This window comes from Embleya sp. NPDC001921 (genome assembly GCF_053594475.1).
The window spans coordinates 1-17084 of record NZ_JBSFEO010000096.1; the positions used below are offsets into that span (position 1 = coordinate 1).

Genomic DNA, 17084 nt, shown 5'->3' on the forward strand with positions numbered 1-17084 from the left:
CGGTGTCGGTCTCGTCGCACGCGCGGATGATGGGGTCCCAGTGGTCGCGGTTCCACAACGACGGCAGGCCGATCGCGTGCGGGCGCTCGGGGAAGGTCACCGAGGTGAAGCCGCGGTCCGCGTTGCGCTCGATCTCGGCCACGGCCTCGGCCGGGTCGGCGAGATAGGTGATCCCTCCGGGGATGATCCGCTCGGGGTACGCGCGGTGCCATTCCTCGTACATCCAGTCGTTCCACGCGCGCACGCACGCCTTCCCGACCTCGACGTCCCGGGCGTGCGCGAACACCCGGCCGCAGAACCCGGTGATCTGGGACGGGAAGTTGAGCATGGCCCAGATGCCGCCGAGGTCCATGTCCTCGACCCGAGCGTGCACGTCGTAGCAGCCGGGGCGCATCTGGTCGAAGCGCGCCGGTTCCAGGCCGACGCTCTCGGGTCGACGACCGGCGACGGCGTTCATGCCCACCTGCGAGTAGCGCTCGCCCTCGAACTCCCAGACGTGCGCGCCGTTCGCGTTCTCGACGATGCGCGGGCCGCGTTCGCGGAGCGACGTCGGCAGGTGGGTGTCGAACAGGTGCGGCGGTTCCACGACGTGGTCGTCGACCGAGATGACGGTGTAGCGCACGTCGGCGGGCTCGGGGTCGGGGAGGAACAGTTCGGGATCGAGGGTCGTCACGACAGCTCCTTGGAGCACTTGTGTGTCGCTATGTGACACGCTATGTTGCACAGTGATTCGCAATGTACCGGAGGGCGCGTCATGGCCGTCAAGCCCCTGCAGAGCCTCGCGCGCGCCCTGGACGTGCTCGAGGTCATCGCCGCGCACGAGCCGATCGGGGTCGCCGATCTCGCCCGGATCACGGGCGTGGACAAGAGCGCCCTGCAGCGGATCCTGGTGACGCTGCACGCGAGCGGATGGCTGCGGCCCACCGCCGAACCGTCCACCCGGTGGAAGTTGACCACCCGCCCCCTGGTCCTGGCGGCTCAGGCGCGCCGCCGCGACGACCTGCTGACCCGCGCCCGTCCCGTACTGGCGGACCTGCGCGAGGCGACCGGCGAGACGGTGACCCTCGCGGTGCCCGACGCCGGTCGCATCGTCGCCGTCGACGTCGCGGAGAGCCGGCAACTCGTCCGCACCGTCCCGCGCGTCGGACTGGTGTTCCCCGCGGCCACCAGCGCGGCCGGGCTGGCCCTGTGCGCGGCGACTCCTCCCGACGAGTGGGACCTGTCCGGGATCGATCCGTACGACGTGGCCTTCCAACGGGAGTTGACCGGCACCCGCGAACGCGGCTGGTCGCTCAGCATGGGCGCGGTGGACGCGGACATCACCAGCGTCGGGGCAGCCGTCCTGGATCCGACCGGCCGTCCGGTGGCCGCACTGATCGTCAGCGCCCCGTCCGGCCGCCTCGACGAAGTCGCGTGCACGCGCGTGGGAATGCTGGTCGCCCGGGCGGCCGACGGCCTGGGCGAACACGGCCGGCCGTCCTGAACTCGCGCCACCACCCGGACGAACACCCGCGCCGCCGGCCACACCGCCGCATCCCACACCCCGCCGCGTCCCGCATCCGCCGTGTCCCACATCCCGAAACCCGTATCCCGTAACCCGGACGGGCGAAGCGGGGAGCGGGCCGGCTGACCACCGTCCGCCTCGACGACCGGCCGCTCACGCCCGGGCGCGGACGCCGCTGCCCGGCGGGGGCACGCCGGCCCGCACCGGCGACGGGGCGGACGCCCGGTACGCGCTCTTCCGGCCGGACACCACCACGCTGTACGTCACGCCGATCGGCGCGTACGGCCTCGAGGTCGACATGGCCCTGCCGCGGAGCCGCGAGCGGCATGAACAGGGTCTGCTCGGCACCGCCGCCCGGCGCCTCACCGCTGATCAACCCGGTCGCGGCCCCCCGTCACTCGGACTGGCGGGCGGCGGCGATGCCGTGCAGGAACTCCAGTACCTCGCCGACGCTTTGCTCGGCGAGTTCGTGGAAGTTCAGGTCCTTGAGGTCGTAGACGAACCCGAGGCGGTCCTCGATCATGGTCAGCCACTCGACCGTCTGGAGGGAGTCCATCTTCAGCGTCCCGAACGCGACGTCCGCGTCGGGCACGGGGGTGCCGAGGACCTCGGCCAGCATGTCGAGCGCTTCCGGTGCGGACACGGTTTCCATGACAGCTCCTCTCACGTGCGTACGGGCGATGCCGCCGTGCGCACCTTCGACGAATCGCGGGCGGACTCGGGTCGGGCGGGTGCTGCACCCGGGGGATCGCGATCCGAGACACCGGGCGGATCGAGCGGAGCGAGCCGATTGCCGGGATCGAGGCGTCGGGCGCGGCGGGACGCGCGGGCGTGGTCCGTGCCGACTCCGTCGACGACACGGCCCTCGGCCCGCGGGGAGATCGCGACGGCACGGACAAGGCGTTCCGTCGAGTCCGCGGAGTCGTCGAACTCCGCGTGGCCGGCGGCACCTTCCCCGTGCCGCGCGTCGGTGCCGACTATCGCACGCGAGCAGGGTCGGATCAATCGGGTCGCCGCGTGGTCACCGCGCGCGGGCCTCGACCGGAAGCGGTGGTCGGGTCGCCTCGCCGGGCGACCGGTCCACCGGTTGCCACGAGACCATCAGGCGGGCCAGGCCGCGCGTGGCCAGGCCGTCCTTCCAACGCACCGCGTCGGGCCCGTCGGCCAGCCTCAGGTCCGGGAATCGGCTGAGCAATCGGCCCAGGACGACGTGGAGTTGGAGCCTGGCGAGCGGCGCGCCCAGGCAGCGGTGGATGCCGTGACCGAACGCGAGGTGGGTCGGCCCCCGGCCGTTCGCAACGAGCAGATCGGGGTCCGCGAAGACCTTCTCGTCGCGGTTGCCGTGCATCAGCGAGACGATCACGGCCTCTCCGGCGCGGATGTCGACGTCGCCCAGCCGCACCGCTTCCGTGGCCACGCGCGGGAAGCTCAGCGGCGACGCGGAGTCCAGGCGCAGCAGTTCCTCGACCACCACCGGCAGCGAATCCGGGTCGTCGAGCAGTGCCTGATGGGCATCGGGTCGGGTGAGCAGGGTCAGTACGGACATGCCGATCTGGCCGATCGTGGTCTCGTAGCCGGCCATCAGCAACGCGAGTGCCATCGCGAGCATTTCCTGCTTGGTCATCCCGTCGCGGTCGCGGGCGGCGATCAGCATGCCGAGCAGGTCGTCGTCCCCACTGCCGGTCTTGCGCGCCAGCAAGTCGGCCATGTACCGGACCAGTTCCAGTCGTCGTCGGGACATCTCCGCCGGTCCCGAGGTGATGTCGAACAGCACCTCCACCGAGTCGCCGAACACCTCGGCGTCGGCGAGCGGGACGCCGAGCAGGCCGCACAGCACGGCGATCGGCAGCGGCGCCGCGAGACCCGTGATCAGGTCCGCCGGTGGCCCGGCGGCGGCCAGTCGGTCCAGGTGTTCGTCGGCCAGTCGGGCCACGGTCGGCTCGGTGGCGGCGATCCGCTGTGCGGAGAAGGCGCCGGCGACGATGCGGCGCAGCCGCGCGTGGTCGTACCCGTCCATGCTCATCATCGACTGCGGGATGGGTTGCACCTCGGCGAACCGCGGTGCGTGCGCGGTGGTCGCCTCGGACCTGCTGAATCGCGGGTCGGACAACACCTGGCGGGCGAGGGTGTAATCGCGCACCATCCACATGCGATCGCCGGCCGGCGTCCGGATCGATTCGACGGCTTCCTTCGGGGACCGCAGGACGTCGGGGAGGGGCCCCGAGAGATCCCTGCCGTGTGGACTCACCATTGGTTCCTGCCTTCTTCGCTCGTCTCGGCACACATGTGCGGCCCCGGCCGCGCGGGGGTCGCCGGGGGTGCGCGACCGGGGCGACAAGCACTCGAACATCCCTTCCGACCTGCGTTCAACTGCCGCGACAGCACAGTTGAACACGCGTCCGCGGACCGGGCCGGAGCGGGCATTGATCGGGCCTCGGGCCGTGTGTCATCGTGAGCCGCGTCGGCGTCGAACATACGGAATACCATTCGAAGGCGGACTCGCGTTCCGAAGGCTCGAAAACGGTGTCCTGATTTCGATACTCCCCCCAAATCCCCGACAACCCCAACAATCGTGTGGCGGATTTGGGTTTTCGGCGGCGCGCATGGTGCTCCCGGAAATGTCGACGACCCGGTGAATCCGCGAATTCGTCGCGGAATTGCGGACCGCTCGAAGGGCCAGTGACCATGAACACGGATGACACCCGCGTCGTCGTGACCGGACTGGGCGCCACCACCCCGGTCGGCGGTGAACTGACTTCCACGTGGGCCGCGTTGCTGGCCGGGCGGTCGGGTGTGCGCCGGCTGGCGGACGGCTGGCCGGACGACATCCCCATCCGCGTCGGCGCGCCCGCCGCGGTCGATCCGGCCTCGGTGGTCAGCCGCACCGAGCTGCGGACCATGGATCGCAGCACGCACCTGGCGATGACCGCCGCCCGCGAGGCGTGGCGGGACGCCGGCGCGCCAGAGGTGGCACCGGAGCGGCTCGGCGTCTCGATCGGTACCGCGCTGGGCGGACACCTCACCTACCTCGCCGCCTACGACACCCTGCGCGAACGCGGTTGGCGACGGATGTCGCCGTACACCGCGCCCAGGGTGATGCCGAACAGCGCGGCGGGCTGGCTGAGCATCGAGCTGTGCGCGCGGGCGGGTGCGCACACCGCCGCGGGCGCGTGCGCCTCCGGTGCGGAGGCGATCGGCTACGGGATCGAGATGATCCGTTCGGGCCGGGCCGACGTCGTGGTGGCCGGTGGGACCGAGACGCCGATCACGCCGATGTGGGCGGCGATGTTCGCGGCGCTCCAGGCGCTGTCCCCGGCCGAGGACGAACCGCTGCGCGCGTCCCGGCCGTTCGACAAGGCCAGGGACGGTTTGGTACTGGGCGAGGGCGCCGGGATGCTCGTCCTGGAGTCGGCCGCGCACGCGGCTCGCCGAGGCGCGACGGTACACGCGATCGCCGCGGGGGTGGGCTATTCGGCCGACGCGCATCACATCGCGGTACCCGAACCGGACGGCGCCGGACTGGCGTTGGCGATGACCCACGCCCTGGCGAACGCCCGCCTCGCGCCGGAGCAGGTCGTACACATCAACGCGCACGCCACCTCGACCAAGGCCGGGGACAGCGCCGAGGCCCGGGCGATCCGGCAGGTCCTCGGCGCGGCCACCGCCGGCGCGGTGGTCTCGGCGACCAAGTCGATGACCGGGCACCTGATCGGCGGCGCGGGAGCGGTCGAGGCGGTGGCCGCGATCTGCGCCCTGCGCGACTCGGTCGCCCCGCCGACGCTCAATCTGGACGACCCCGACGACGAGGTCACCGCGACCGGGATCACCATCGCGCCCGAGGCGCGCGAACTGCCCGGAGGGCCGGGCGTACGAGCCGCGCTGAGCAACTCGTCGGCCTTCGGCGGCCACAACGTGACACTCGCGTTCACGGCGGTCTGACCGGTCCGAGGTCCGCGAGCTCGACGGGGTCCGCCGGCTCCGCCACGTCCGCGAGATCCACCGGGTCCACGGGCTCCATCAGGTCCACAAGGGGCACCGGCCGGGTCCACGCGGTCCGCAGGCCCATGGAGCGCGTCGCCGTCCCGGTGCTACCGGTGGGCCGGCGCCGCCGCCCACGGCTCGGGGCCGCGAGCGGCCACGAGCGGCCACGAGCGGGTGAGCGGCGCCGGCCGGTCGCCTCAGGTGCTCGCCGCGCTCGCCTCCATGGCCTCGATCAGGCTCTTCGGACGCATGTCGGTCCACGATTCCTCGATGTAGTCGAGGCATTCCTGACGGCCCGCCTCGCCGAACGCGGTCGTCCACCCGGCGGGTACCTCGGCGAAGACCGGCCAGAGCGAATGTTGTCCCTCCTCGTTGACCAGCACCAGGAATCTCGCCTCGGTGTCGTCGAAAGGATTCGTCACCATGCCGTCCTTTCCCAGGAATCAGCCATGCCTCATGGCTCTTCGGGTCACTCTGGCCGACCCGTCCCGGCGCATCAATAGCGCGACTTCGCCGCCGACCGACCGTGCGCCGTTCAACTGCGTCACGGCCCCGGTTGAACAGCCGACATCGCAGCGGTTCGACGAATTCCGAACTGTGCGCGGGAGTTGGCGCCGCGCCTGCGGGTCCGCGGGAGCCCCGTCCCGATTTCCACCCGACGCGCCGACCGAATCCCGGTTCTGTTTCCCGGATCTTGTGGCCCGGCGCGCCTTGGTACACGCTGTCCGGTGTGGTGGGGCGAGGGGATCTGACCAATGCCGAATGGGCCCTTCTGGAACCGCTGTTGCCGGCCGGTGGGCGACGCGGTGGCCGCTGGGGCGAGCATCGTCGGGTGATCGACGGGGTGTTGTTCCACACCCGGACCGGGGTGCCCTGGCGCGATCTGCCCGCGCGGTTCGGCCCATGGCAAACCGTCTACAAACGTGATCGGCGCTGGTCGGCGGATGGCACATGGGAGCGCTTTGCGCGATATTTGCAAGTGGCGAACCGTGAAACGGGGACGGGCGACCGGCATCGGCGCGATCTGTCGGCCCGGTTGGCGGAGGTCGCCCGGGCGGGCCGGACCCGCACCGTCGCGGCACCCGGACGCCGGGTCCGCGCCGCCTCGCCGGCAGCCGTACCGCCCCCTCCCCCGGGCCCGAACCGGGCCGGTCGAAGCGTCGGTTCCGAGCCCGCTCCCGGCCCCGACTCCCCTCCTGCGGACGGCCGTTCGGGAGATCCGGCGGATGATCCGGGAAACGGGACCTCACCCGATCCGGCGCCGCCGAGGAGCACCCGCCGGATTCCGGTCAAGCCTGCCGATGATCCCTCGTCGAGTCTCGACAGCGCTCTCTCGAACAGTGACCATGAGTGAGTATGCGACGACCAAGGGAGGCATGCGGAAGCGACCGACGAACTCGATACGGCCGAACCGATAACGGGTGCGTCGATCGGTGAACACCGACGGCGTCGGTCCGGCGTCACTTCCCGGAAATTTCGGGAAGCAGCGGTTTCGCGACCATCGGAACCCGGGTGGTGCCGGGTTCGCGCACGATGGTCGGTGATCGCGGATCGAACCGTGATCACTGTCGCGCGTCGCGACGCGAAACGCCACAGGTGACGGCTCCCGCCACGTCGAATGCGGGACGTCGGACGTACGGAGCGTGGCCCGTACGTGCGACGGACGGGTGCGGTCCTGCACGTGTGGGCGCCGGAACAATGGCACACGATCGGTGTCGATGGCTCGATCCATTGCAAATCTCACGAGAATCGGATCCTGGATATTCATCCAACGGGGGAGATTGAGATGCAACATTCGGACGCCAGAGCGCTGGAGATCGCGCGTCACGAAGGGGCGCCCGATCTCGTTGTCGAGCAAGCCCTGAACAAACACCGCGTCAAGGAAATCCTGACCGTCCCGATCGCCTCGCTCGTACCGGGCGAATCACCGCGCTCGGAAGGTCAGGATCAGGAACACATCTCCCGGCTCGCGGAAATCGACGAACCGCTTCCACCCATCCTCGTGAACCGGAACACGGGACAGGTGATCGACGGGATCCATCGCCTGATGGCGGCCCTGTCGAAAGGGCGGGAGGTCATCGATGTCGAGCTTTTCGACGGCACCGACGAGGACGCCTTCCTGCACGCGGTCAAGGCGAATGTAGGGCATGGCCTTCCACTTTCGCAGGCGGATCGCCGGGCCGCCGCGACCAGGATCATCGCGTCGCATCCGCACATGTCCGATCGGGCGATCGCCCGGATCGCGGGTCTGGGCGCGAAGACCGTGGGGGCGATCCGACGCCGTTCAGCCGGCGCGCTGCCGCAGTTGAACGCCCGGATCGGCCGCGACGGCCGGATCCGCCCGCTCAACAGCGTGGAGGGTCGGCAACGGGCCGCCGAGGTGATCGCGGCGCATCCCAAGGCGTCGCTGCGCGAGATCGCCCGGCTCGCGGGCATCTCGCCCGCGACCGCCAGTGACGTCCGCAAGCGCCTGGAATCCGGCGAGGGACCGGTGGGCGTACTGCCGGTCGAGATCGACGCCCAGGACGAGACCGAGACCGGCCGCTCCACCGGTTCGCGGGTCGAACGCAAGGTGCGAACGCTCCAACCGGACCCGGGCTCGGTGGTCGAGAAATTACTCAGGGACCCGTCCTTGCGGCACAAGGAAGAGGGGCGGCACCTGCTGCGGATACTGCGACAGAACGCGATCGGCATGGAGGAATGGGCCGAATTGACCGCGGCGGTACCACCGCATTGCGGGGCCCTGGTGGTGCATCTCGCGCGCCAGTACGCGGAGACGTGGCTGGGATTCGCGCAGGAACTGGACGAGCGTGTCCGCTCCGTGAGCAGCGGGGCCGTCGGCATGTGAGCTACTGCCGGCCAAGGGTATCGGGGATTTCCTGGCCAGGAGCAATGATTGGTATCAGAACCCGATCATGCTCGCCGGAAGGATTTCGGCGGGCATACCGGGCTCCGATCGTTCGGTAGTCCCATGAGGGGCCACCCGAAGGCGGATTCGTCCGCTCGGGTGACCCCTCACGTCGGTTCCGCGTGCGGTAACCGACCACGTATTCACCGCTGTTGCCGTCGACGACGGCCACTGCCGTCGGTCGCGACCGGGGCGGGCCCGGCCGCACGCCGTGTCGTCTCGGCGAGCCGCGGGAACGGCGTACGACCCGCGCCCGACGTCGCGGTCCGCCCTCCCCTCGGCCCTCCGAGGCGGCGGTATCCGTCATCGGTGTACATGCCCGTGTCGGCTCGCGTGGTGCCATACTCCGGGAACGGTGCGGGGCATCCACCACCGATCCCACCGGCCTCACCGGCCCGTCCGCCGGAAGGCGGGAGGGACGCCTGTGCGATTCGGTGGATCGGCCCGACGGCCCGGTCGGCCACCTCGATCGGCACCGCCGGCGACCGTCCCGCGGCACCCGCCGACGCGACGCGACAACCGCGAAGGCGCAACGGATTTCCCGTGCACGCCCGCGTCCCGTGACGCCCCCGGCGTGACCGTCGTTCGTACCCGACTGCCCTTTGCGGGAGGTACCTCCATGACCGTGTCAACGAGCGCCGGCCTCGCGTCGTCCGGGCCACCCGATCACGTCACCGGTTCCGGAACCGTCGCCGATCTCGACCCGCGGCCGGTCCTCGGATGAACGACGGCAACGACGGCAACGACGGCTTCGGCTTCGGCTTCGGCTTCGGCACCGGCACCGGCACCACCGAGCCCACCGCGACCGACCCGGTCGTCGCCCACCTGTCGAGGAAGCAGCTCCACGGCAGCGTCTGTGATCCGGTGCTGGACACGATGAACTTCCTCAACGAGATCACCCATCGCCATCCCGAGGCGATCTCGTTCGCGCCGGGCCGCCCGTACGACGGCTTCTTCGACACGGAGCAGATCTTCACGCACATCCGGCGCTACCTCGATCACCTCGCCGACAGCGGTTACTCGCCCGCCCGCGTGCGGGACACGATGTTCCAGTACGGCCCCACCGCCGGGCTGATCCGCGAGCTGATCGCCGACTCGTTGCGGCGGGACGAGCACATCGACGTACCGCCGGAGTCCGTCGTGGTCACCGCCGGCTGCCAGGAGGCGATGCTCCTCGCGGTGCGCGCGCTCATCTCCGGTCCCGGGGACGTGCTGCTGGTCTCCAGCCCCTGCTACGTCGGGATCACCGGTGCCGCCCGGCTGTTGGACGTCGCGTCGACCGCCGTCGACGAGGGGCCGGACGGCTTCCGCTGCGCCGATCTGGCCGCGGCGATCCGCGCGGAGCGCTCGCGCGGGCGCCGGTGTCGGGCGTTCTATCTCGTCCCCGACCACTCGAATCCCTCCGGCAACACCGTGTCGACGGCCGAGCGGCACGCGCTGCTCGACCTGGCCGAGCGCGAGGACTTCCTCATCCTCGAGGACAGCCCCTACCGAATGGTCAGCCCCGGGCCGCAGTTGCCCACCCTGAAGTCGCTCGACCGCAACCGTCGGGTGGTCCACCTGGGCTCGTTCGCCAAGACCCTCTTCCCTGGTGCCCGGGTGGGCTTCGTCGTCGCGGACCAGGTCGTCGCCGACGAGGCGGGCGGTACCGGGCTGTTGGCGGAGGAACTCACCAGGATCAAGAGCATGGTGACCGTGAACACCTCGCCGCTGGGCCAGGCGGCCGTGGCGGGCATGCTGCTCGCGGCCGAAGGGCGGACCTCGGCCCTGAACGTCGAAACGTCCGCCTACTACGGACGGGCCATGCGGGCCACCCTCGAACGCCTCGACGCGTGTTTCCCGGGCGGCAGACTCGGTCCCCACGACGGCTCCGGCGATCCCGGAGATTCCGGTGCTCCAGGTGTTCCCGGCGCTCCCGCCGCCCAGACCGTGCGCTGGAACCGGCCCGACGGCGGCTTCTTCCTCGCCGTCGACGTCCCGTTCCGCGCGGACAACGCCGCACTCGACCGCTCCGCCCGGGAGTTCGGCGTCATCTGGACGCCGATGTCCTACTTCCATCCGCAGGGCGGCGGCGAGTACCGGCTCCGACTGTCCGTCAGCTACCTCACCGAAGCCGAGATCACCGAAGGCGTCGCCCGGCTGGCCCGGTTCATCGAAGCCGAGAGCCGATCCGCACGCGACGCCGACGCGCACTGACCGAACCGCCCTCCGACTGGATCCATCCTCCGACCGATCCACCCTCCGACCGATCCACGCCCACCGAAAGGACGATCGAAGTGTCCACAGCGGTACGTCGCACACGAAGCAAGCCCCGCATGTGGGGATGGACCTTCCAATGACCCTCGCGCTGAACCCCTCGAACGTCGCCTCGGTCGGCGCGCTCACCTCGACCCTCGCGCCGACCTCGCCCGCGTCCACGTTCGCGCCCGAACGCAAGGACATCCCCGGCGTGCCCCGGATCCTCGGCGTCGGCACGGCCGTCACCGAGCACTCCTACTCGCAGCGCGAACTCCTCGACCTGTTCCGGATCTCCGATCCGAAGGTGCGCTCCGTCTTCCTCAACAGCGCGATCGAACGCCGCTTCCTGTCCGTGCCCGCACGGGACGCCGGCGGCACGACGATCATCGAGACTCAGGGCGAACTCCTCGCCAAGCACAAGCGCCTGGCCATCGAGATGGCCGCCCGGGCAATCCACGCCTGCCTCAAGGACGCCGGCATCGAACTCGCGGACATCGGCTACCTGTGCTGCGTCACCACCACCGGCCTGCTCACCCCCGGTCTGAGCGCGCTGCTCATCCGGGAGCTGGGCATGGATCCGCGCTGCAGCCGCGTCGACGTGGTCGGCATGGGCTGCAACGCCGGCCTCAACGCGCTGAACGCGACGGTCGGCTGGACCGTGGCCCACCCCGGGCGGATCGCCGTCATGGTGTGCGCGGAAGCCTGCTCGGCCGCCTACGTCCTCGACGCCACGATGCGCACCTCGGTCGTCAACAGCCTCTTCGGCGACGGCGCGGCGGCCGTCGCGCTGGCCGCCGACACCCCCGACGCGGCCGGCCCGCCCGACGCGCCGACCGGCTACGCCGGACTCGGCGTCGACGTCGACTCGCCTCCCGCCGGCAGCCCGCGCGTACTGTCCTTCGCCAGTTGCCTGATCACCGACGCGATCGACGCGATGCGCTACGACTGGGACGACGAGCAGGGCAAGTTCAGCTTCTACCTCGACCCGGACGTGCCCTACGTGGTCGGCGCGCACGCGGAGTCGGTGGTCGATCGACTGTTGTCCGGCGCCGGACTGCGCCGCAGCGACATCGCGCACTGGCTGGTGCACTCCGGCGGCAAGAAGGTGATCGACGCGGTCCGGGTCAACCTCGGCCTGACCAAGCACGACGTGCGGCACACCACCGGGGTGCTGCGCGACTACGGCAACGTGTCGAGCGGTTCGTTCCTGTTCTCCTACGAACGACTGCTCCGCGAAGGTGTGGTCCGGGCCGGCGACCACGGCGTGCTGATGACCATGGGGCCCGGCTCGACCATCGAGACGGCACTGGTCCAGTGGTGATGGGGGAACGCATGAACGACGACCTGGAACTGCGGGTGGACGGCGCCCGACCGCTGACCGTGGAGGCGATCGCGGCGGTCGGCGCGGTCTGCGCCACGGCCGAGGATCGGGGTGGCCGGGGCAGGGTGGTGGTGTACGTCTCCGGCGCCCCGGACGGCCCCAGGCCCGCCGGGCTGACCGTGGCCGTGGTGAGCAAGTGGGAACGCGCCCTGCGGCGCCTGGAGCGACTGCCCGCGGCCACCGTGGCCGTCGCCGACGGCGACTGCGGCGGCCTGGCCCTGGACGCGCTGCTGGCCACCGACCACCGCATCGCCACCGAGTCCGTGCGCCTGGTGGTGCCGGTGGAAGGCGGCGCCACTTGGCCGGGCATGGCCGTCTACCGCCTCGCCCACCGGGCCGGCGGCACGGCGGCGGCGATCCGCCGGGCGGTGCTCTTCGGCACTCCCCTGTCGGCCCGCGACGCACTCGCCCTGCAACTCCTCGACGAGGTGACCGACGACGTGTCCGCGTCCCTGGCGGCGGCCGAACCGCTCGGCGAGTTGTCCGGCCCGGAACTGGCCATCCGACGCCAGTTGTTGTTCGACGCGAGCACCGCCGGCTTCGAGGAGGCCCTGGGCGTACACCTGGCCGCGTGCGACCGGGACCTGCGCCGGACCGGCAGCGGAGCCGTGTCGTGATCCGCGAACGGGCCCGGCCCGAGTGGCACGAGGACCTCGCACTCGTCCGCGCCGAACTGGAGCCGGCCCGCTCGACGCTGGCCCGGGCCGCCGCGCACACCGACGACCTGCTGGCTGTCCTGCCCGCGCCGGAACACCGGTCGATCGCCCAGCACATCGCCGCGACCGCGGCCAAGGACGGCACCCGCGCGTTGCGCCGCGCCTTCCTGGATCGGCATGCCGACGCCGTCTACGACGAGCTCACCGCGTGCCGGACCCGAGGACTGCGACTCGCCGAGCTGTCCCGGGCGGCCGCGACCTGCTTCCCCGGACTGGTGCCCGGCGCCGAGCAGTTCGTCCTCGAACGCGGTCGTCCGCAGGCCCACAAGGAGGGCCACGAAATCGACCAGGGCATCTTCTTCGCCGGCATCCTCGGCGCGGAGCGGTCCGGTCGGCATCTGCTCGACGTACTGCTGCGGCCCACGCCGCGGGCGCTCGCGCTGCTGCCCGAGTTCACCGCGACCGGCCTCGTCGAGCTGGGTTCGGTACGGCTGGAGCGCGTCGCCGGCACCGCGCGGCTCACCCTGTGTCGGGACGACTGCCTGAACGCGGAGGACAACCGCCAGGTCGACGACATGGAGACCGCCGTCGACCTGGCCCTGCTCGATCCGGCAGTGCGCGTCGGCCTGGTGCGCGGCGGCGTGATGACCCACCCCCGCTACCGGGGCCGCCGGGTGTTCAGCGCCGGCATCAACCTCAAGGCGCTCAACGCCGGCGACATCTCCCTGGTCGACTTCCTGCTCCGCCGCGAACTCGGCTACATCCACAAGCTGTTGCGCGGCATCCGGGTCGAAGACGACGCGGCCTGGCACAGCCCCACGATCGACAAACCCTGGGTCGCGGCGGTGGACACGTTCGCGATCGGCGGCGGCATGCAGCTCCTGCTCGTCTTCGATCACGTCCTGGCCGCGTCCGACGCGTACCTCAGCCTGCCGGCCGCGCGCGAGGGCATCATCCCGGGCGCCGCCAACCTCCGCCTGACCCGGCACGTCGGGCCGCGCCTGGCCCGGCAGATCATCCTCGAAGGCCGCCGGATCCCGGCACAGGCACCCGAGGCCCGGCTCCTGGTCGACGAGGTGCACGATCCCGAACGACTGGACCGGGCCGTCGAGGACTGCCTGGACCGGCTGAAGCAGCCCGCGGTGGGGGCCAATCGGCGGATGCTCAATCTCGCCGACGAGTCACCGGACCGATTCCGGTACTACATGGCCGAGTTCGCACTCCAACAGGCGTTGCGGATATACAGCCCCGACGTGCTCGACAAGGTCGACCGGTTCTCCGCGCGGCAGGGGGTGCCGTCACGATGAGCGCCGCCGAACGGCCCCGGGTGCGATACGAGAAGAAGGATCACGTCGCCCGGATCACCCTGGACCGACCCGCCGTGCTCAACGCGATGGACCTGCGCACACACGAGGAACTGGCCGCCATCTGGGACGACGTCGAGGCCGACGACCAGGTGCGGGTCGCGGTGCTGACCGGCGCGGGCGACCGCTCGTTCACGGTCGGCCAGGACCTGCGCGAGCGCGCCCGGCTCGACCGCGCGGGCGTACCCCGGTCCACGTTCGGCAGTCGGGGCCAACCCGGTTGGCCGCGACTGACCGAGCGGTTCGAGCTGTCCAAGCCGGTGATCGCCCGGGTGAACGGCTACGCCCTGGGCGGCGGTTTCGAACTCGCGCTGGCCTGCGACCTGATCGTCGCCGCCGACCACGCGGTGTTCGCGCTGCCGGAGGCCCGGTTGGGTCTGGTTCCCGGCGCGGGCGGCGCCTTTCGGCTCGCCCGCCAGATACCGCTGAAGATCGCCATGGGCCATCTGCTCACCGGCCGCCGGATGAGCGTCCAGACGGCGCTCCGACTGGGACTGGTCAACCAGGTCGTCCCGCTCGACGACCTGGACGCGTGCGTCGACGAGTGGATCGACGACCTCCTGCGCAGCGCGCCCTTGGCCGTGCGGGCGATCAAGGAGGCGGTCATGCGGTCCGTGGACATGCCGCTGGAGCAGGCCTTCTCGACCCCGTTCGAATGGGAGCAGCGGCGCAGGCACAGCGAGGACGCGGTCGAGGGTCCGCGCGCGTTCGCCGAACGGCGCGAACCCCGGTGGCAGGGGCGCTGAGCCACCGGACCCCCTGAGCCAAGGAAGCGCGACCACGGCGTGGCCCCGAACCCTGATCGAAGGGCTCGGGGCCACGCTTCGTCGTAGCCGGCACATCCCACCCACGCGCCGCGGCGTCGGGCGGCCTTGTTTCCGGACCGCGGTATCGGGGGGCTCGCTTCCGGGTCGCGGCGTCGGGCGGGCCTGCTTCCGGGTCGCGGTATCGGACGGGCCCGCTTCCGGACCGCGGTATCGGACGGGCTCGCCTCAGGACCCCGGCGTCGGACGGGCCCGCCTCCGGGCCCGCCCGACCTCGCTCACCGCGGGTTCGCGCCCGGTCGTTCCGCCACGGCCGACCAGATCCGACCGAGCATCTCCGGGAGCACCAACTCCGCGTGGCCGCAGGGCAACCGCACCTCGGTGATCTCACCGGTCACGTGCGGTCGCCAACTGTCCGCGCCGACGAACCCGGCGGGCTTGTCCTGCTCGGCGACCACCAGCACCACGTTCCCGTCGAACCGGCCGTACTCGTGGTCGGCGCCGATGGTGCCGTTGTTGCGCCGGACCCTGGCCAGCTTCAGCAACTCGTCGTCGGAGACCGCGCCTTCGAAGCCCGCCTCCTGGCGCACGGCCCGCATGCGCTCGGTCGGTTCGGTGCCATCGTCGTCGGCCGCCTCCGCGGCGCCGCTCTCGGGCCTGTCGACCGCTTCCTCGTGTGCCTCCGGATCGGTCAACGCGGTCGCCGGATAGGTGTCCATGATCACGAGTGCGGCGACCTCTTCGCCCTCGGCCCGCAGCCGCACCGCGATCTCGTGTCCGAGCATTCCACCGAAGGACCATCCCAGCAGGTGGTAGGGGCCCTTGGGCTGTACGCCGCGGATCTGCTCCAGGTAGGCGTCCGCCATCTCGCCGACCGACCGGGACATCTCGCCGACACCGTCCAGGCCGGGGGCCTGGAGTCCGTACAGCGGGACGTCCGCGTCGATGTGTCGGGCCAACGGCGTGTAGCACCAGCTCAAACCGGCGCCCGGAGGCAGTGCGAAGAAGGGCGGCCGGTCGCCCTGGGCCTTGATCGGCAGCAGCACGCCCAGCGCGTCCCGGACCGAGCCCAGATTCATCCGCCGCACCAACTCGGCAGGGGTCGGCGCCGCGAACACCGTCCGGACCGGCACCGACACTCCGCGTGCGGCCAGTTCGGCGACCAGGGTGACCGCGAGCAGGGAGTGTCCGCCCAGTTCGAAGAAGTTGTCGTCCACCCCCACCGAGTCCACGCCCAGAGTGGCGGCGAACACCTCGCACGCCAGCACCTCCAGCGACGTGACCGGATTCCGGCCGGAGCCCGTGCCGAAAGCTCCTCCGCCGCCGCGCCCGGGATCGGGCAGGGCCCCGCGGTCGAGCTTGCCGTTCGCGGTCAGCGGGAGCGCCTCGAGGACCGCCACGGCCGACGGGACCATGTACGCGGGCAATCGCCGAGCCGCGAACTCGCGGAGTCGCTCGGCGAGTTCCCTCTCGTACTCGCCGTCGTCACCGCCGTCGTCGGCGCGGGAGTCGCTCGGGACGACGTAGGCGACGAGCCGCAGCTCGCCGGGCGCGTCCTCGTGGGCGATCACCGCGGCGCGGGCGACGTCGGGGTGTGCTTCGAAGGCGTGCTGTACCTCACCGGGTTCGATCCGGAAGCCCCGGATCTTGACCTGGTCGTCCGCGCGCCCCACGAATACCAGTCGGCCGTCCGCGGTCCAGCGGGCCCGGTCGCCGGTGCGATACATGCGCTCGCCACCGCCGCCGAACGGGCAGGCCACGAACCGCTCGCCCGTCAACCCCGACCGGCCCAGATAACCCCGGGCCAGACCCGCACCCGCCACATACAACTCACCCACCACCCCGGGCGGAACCGGCGCAAGCCGCCCGTCCAACACATACGCCCGGGTGTTCACGACCGGCGAGCCCACCACCGGCTCACCACCCACCGCCAACGGCGCCGACATCGTCGCGCACACCGTCGTCTCCGTCGGCCCGTACGCATTGATCAACCGCCGACCCGCGGCCCACCGCGCCACCAGATCCGCACCCAACGCCTCACCGGCGCAGACGAGGGTCCGCACCCCGGCCAGGTCCCGTTCGTCCATCACGCTCACGACCGCCGGCGGCAACGTGACGTGCGTGACACCGTCCCGGGCGATCACCTCGGCCAGGCCCGCCCCGGGCAGGAGTTCCTCGGCGGAAGCCAACACGAGCGTCGCACCACCACACAACGCCACCCACATCTCCGCCGTCGCCGCATCGAACCCGATCGACGCGAACTGCAACACCCGATCCCCCACACCAAG

General features: G+C 71.2%; 14 protein-coding genes and 1 pseudogene. 9 read left to right on the top strand and 6 right to left on the bottom strand.

All coding sequences use genetic code 11. The features are described from left to right. The coding region (locus ACWCPW_RS50275; protein WP_449768386.1) for an amidohydrolase family protein at positions 1–673 on the bottom strand (673 nt) is incomplete at its 3' end. An 81-nt stretch (positions 674–754) separates the two neighbouring features. Between ACWCPW_RS50275 and ACWCPW_RS50280 the strand changes: the two genes are divergently transcribed. Beyond that, entirely contained in the window at positions 755–1483 is a 729-nt protein-coding gene (locus tag ACWCPW_RS50280; protein WP_449768387.1) for an IclR family transcriptional regulator, read from the top strand. A gap of 174 nt (positions 1484–1657) precedes the next feature. Here the strand turns inward: ACWCPW_RS50280 and ACWCPW_RS50285 are convergent, their stop codons facing one another. From ACWCPW_RS50285 to ACWCPW_RS50295, 3 genes are all read right to left on the bottom strand, one after another. Next, positions 1658–1804: a hypothetical protein gene (locus ACWCPW_RS50285; RefSeq protein WP_449768388.1), complete on the bottom strand. Its 147-nt coding sequence runs from the start codon at positions 1802–1804 to the stop codon at positions 1658–1660. Positions 1805–1898: 94 nt separating this feature from the next. Then, positions 1899–2156, bottom strand: a complete 258-nt coding sequence (locus ACWCPW_RS50290; RefSeq protein WP_449768389.1) for an acyl carrier protein — start codon at positions 2154–2156, stop codon at positions 1899–1901. 369 nt (positions 2157–2525) lie between these two features. Then, on the bottom strand, positions 2526–3647 hold the full coding sequence (locus ACWCPW_RS50295; protein WP_449768390.1) for a cytochrome P450: 1122 nt from the start codon (positions 3645–3647) through the stop codon (positions 2526–2528). A 542-nt stretch (positions 3648–4189) separates the two neighbouring features. Between ACWCPW_RS50295 and ACWCPW_RS50300 the strand changes: the two genes are divergently transcribed. Continuing rightward, entirely contained in the window at positions 4190–5443 is a 1254-nt protein-coding gene (locus ACWCPW_RS50300) for a beta-ketoacyl-[acyl-carrier-protein] synthase family protein (protein WP_449768391.1), read from the top strand. A gap of 239 nt (positions 5444–5682) precedes the next feature. Here ACWCPW_RS50300 and ACWCPW_RS50305 read toward each other — a convergent pair whose 3' ends face one another. After that, entirely contained in the window at positions 5683–5907 is a 225-nt protein-coding gene (locus tag ACWCPW_RS50305; protein ID WP_449768392.1) for an MbtH family protein, read from the bottom strand. Positions 5908–6218: 311 nt separating this feature from the next. On the opposite strand from ACWCPW_RS50305, the pseudogene ACWCPW_RS50310 reads away from it, so the two are divergent. From ACWCPW_RS50310 to dpgD, 7 genes and pseudogenes are all read left to right on the top strand, one after another. Then, positions 6219–6464: pseudogene (locus ACWCPW_RS50310) on the top strand (transposase); the annotation flags it as partial. 702 nt (positions 6465–7166) lie between these two features. Continuing rightward, the gene (locus ACWCPW_RS50315; protein WP_449768393.1) at positions 7167–8333 is read left to right on the top strand and encodes a transcriptional regulator; all 1167 of its coding nucleotides are present in this window, start codon (positions 7167–7169) and stop codon (positions 8331–8333) included. Between the two features lie 780 nt (positions 8334–9113). Continuing rightward, positions 9114–10589: an aminotransferase-like domain-containing protein gene (locus tag ACWCPW_RS50320; RefSeq protein ID WP_449768394.1), complete on the top strand. Its 1476-nt coding sequence runs from the start codon at positions 9114–9116 to the stop codon at positions 10587–10589. Positions 10590–10728: 139 nt separating this feature from the next. Next, the gene (gene dpgA / locus ACWCPW_RS50325) at positions 10729–11952 is read left to right on the top strand and encodes a 3,5-dihydroxyphenylacetyl-CoA synthase DpgA (RefSeq protein ID WP_449768395.1); all 1224 of its coding nucleotides are present in this window, start codon (positions 10729–10731) and stop codon (positions 11950–11952) included. A gap of 11 nt (positions 11953–11963) precedes the next feature. Then, the gene (gene dpgB, locus ACWCPW_RS50330) at positions 11964–12629 is read left to right on the top strand and encodes an enoyl-CoA-hydratase DpgB (RefSeq protein WP_449768396.1); all 666 of its coding nucleotides are present in this window, start codon (positions 11964–11966) and stop codon (positions 12627–12629) included. A 77-nt stretch (positions 12630–12706) separates the two neighbouring features. Next, entirely contained in the window at positions 12707–13975 is a 1269-nt protein-coding gene (dpgC, locus tag ACWCPW_RS50335) for a (3,5-dihydroxyphenyl)acetyl-CoA 1,2-dioxygenase DpgC (RefSeq protein WP_449768399.1), read from the top strand. Continuing rightward, positions 13972–14778: an enoyl-CoA-hydratase DpgD gene (gene dpgD / locus ACWCPW_RS50340; RefSeq protein ID WP_449768397.1), complete on the top strand. Its 807-nt coding sequence runs from the start codon at positions 13972–13974 to the stop codon at positions 14776–14778. Before dpgC ends, dpgD begins: the two co-directional genes overlap by 4 nt. A 296-nt stretch (positions 14779–15074) precedes the next feature. On the opposite strand, the gene ACWCPW_RS50345 is transcribed toward dpgD, so the two are convergent. Next, a partial coding sequence (locus tag ACWCPW_RS50345) for an AMP-binding protein (RefSeq protein ID WP_449768398.1) occupies positions 15075–17084 on the bottom strand: 2010 nt, incomplete at its 5' end.

What these genes read in the sequence shown, in the direction of transcription:
- ACWCPW_RS50280 (WP_449768387.1), top strand. Translation starts at nt 755, where the DNA reads ATGGCCGTCAAGCCCCTGCAGAGCCTCGCGCGCGCCCTGGACGTGCTC.
- ACWCPW_RS50285 (WP_449768388.1), bottom strand. Translation starts at nt 1,804, where the DNA reads ATGTCGACCTCGAGGCCGTACGCGCCGATCGGCGTGACGTACAGCGTG.
- ACWCPW_RS50290 (WP_449768389.1), bottom strand. Translation starts at nt 2,156, where the DNA reads ATGGAAACCGTGTCCGCACCGGAAGCGCTCGACATGCTGGCCGAGGTC.
- ACWCPW_RS50295 (WP_449768390.1), bottom strand. Translation starts at nt 3,647, where the DNA reads ATGGTGCGCGATTACACCCTCGCCCGCCAGGTGTTGTCCGACCCGCGA.
- ACWCPW_RS50300 (WP_449768391.1), top strand. Translation starts at nt 4,190, where the DNA reads ATGAACACGGATGACACCCGCGTCGTCGTGACCGGACTGGGCGCCACC.
- ACWCPW_RS50320 (WP_449768394.1), top strand. Translation starts at nt 9,114, where the DNA reads ATGAACGACGGCAACGACGGCAACGACGGCTTCGGCTTCGGCTTCGGC.
- dpgA (WP_449768395.1), top strand. Translation starts at nt 10,729, where the DNA reads ATGACCCTCGCGCTGAACCCCTCGAACGTCGCCTCGGTCGGCGCGCTC.
- dpgB (WP_449768396.1), top strand. Translation starts at nt 11,964, where the DNA reads ATGAACGACGACCTGGAACTGCGGGTGGACGGCGCCCGACCGCTGACC.
- dpgD (WP_449768397.1), top strand. Translation starts at nt 13,972, where the DNA reads ATGAGCGCCGCCGAACGGCCCCGGGTGCGATACGAGAAGAAGGATCAC.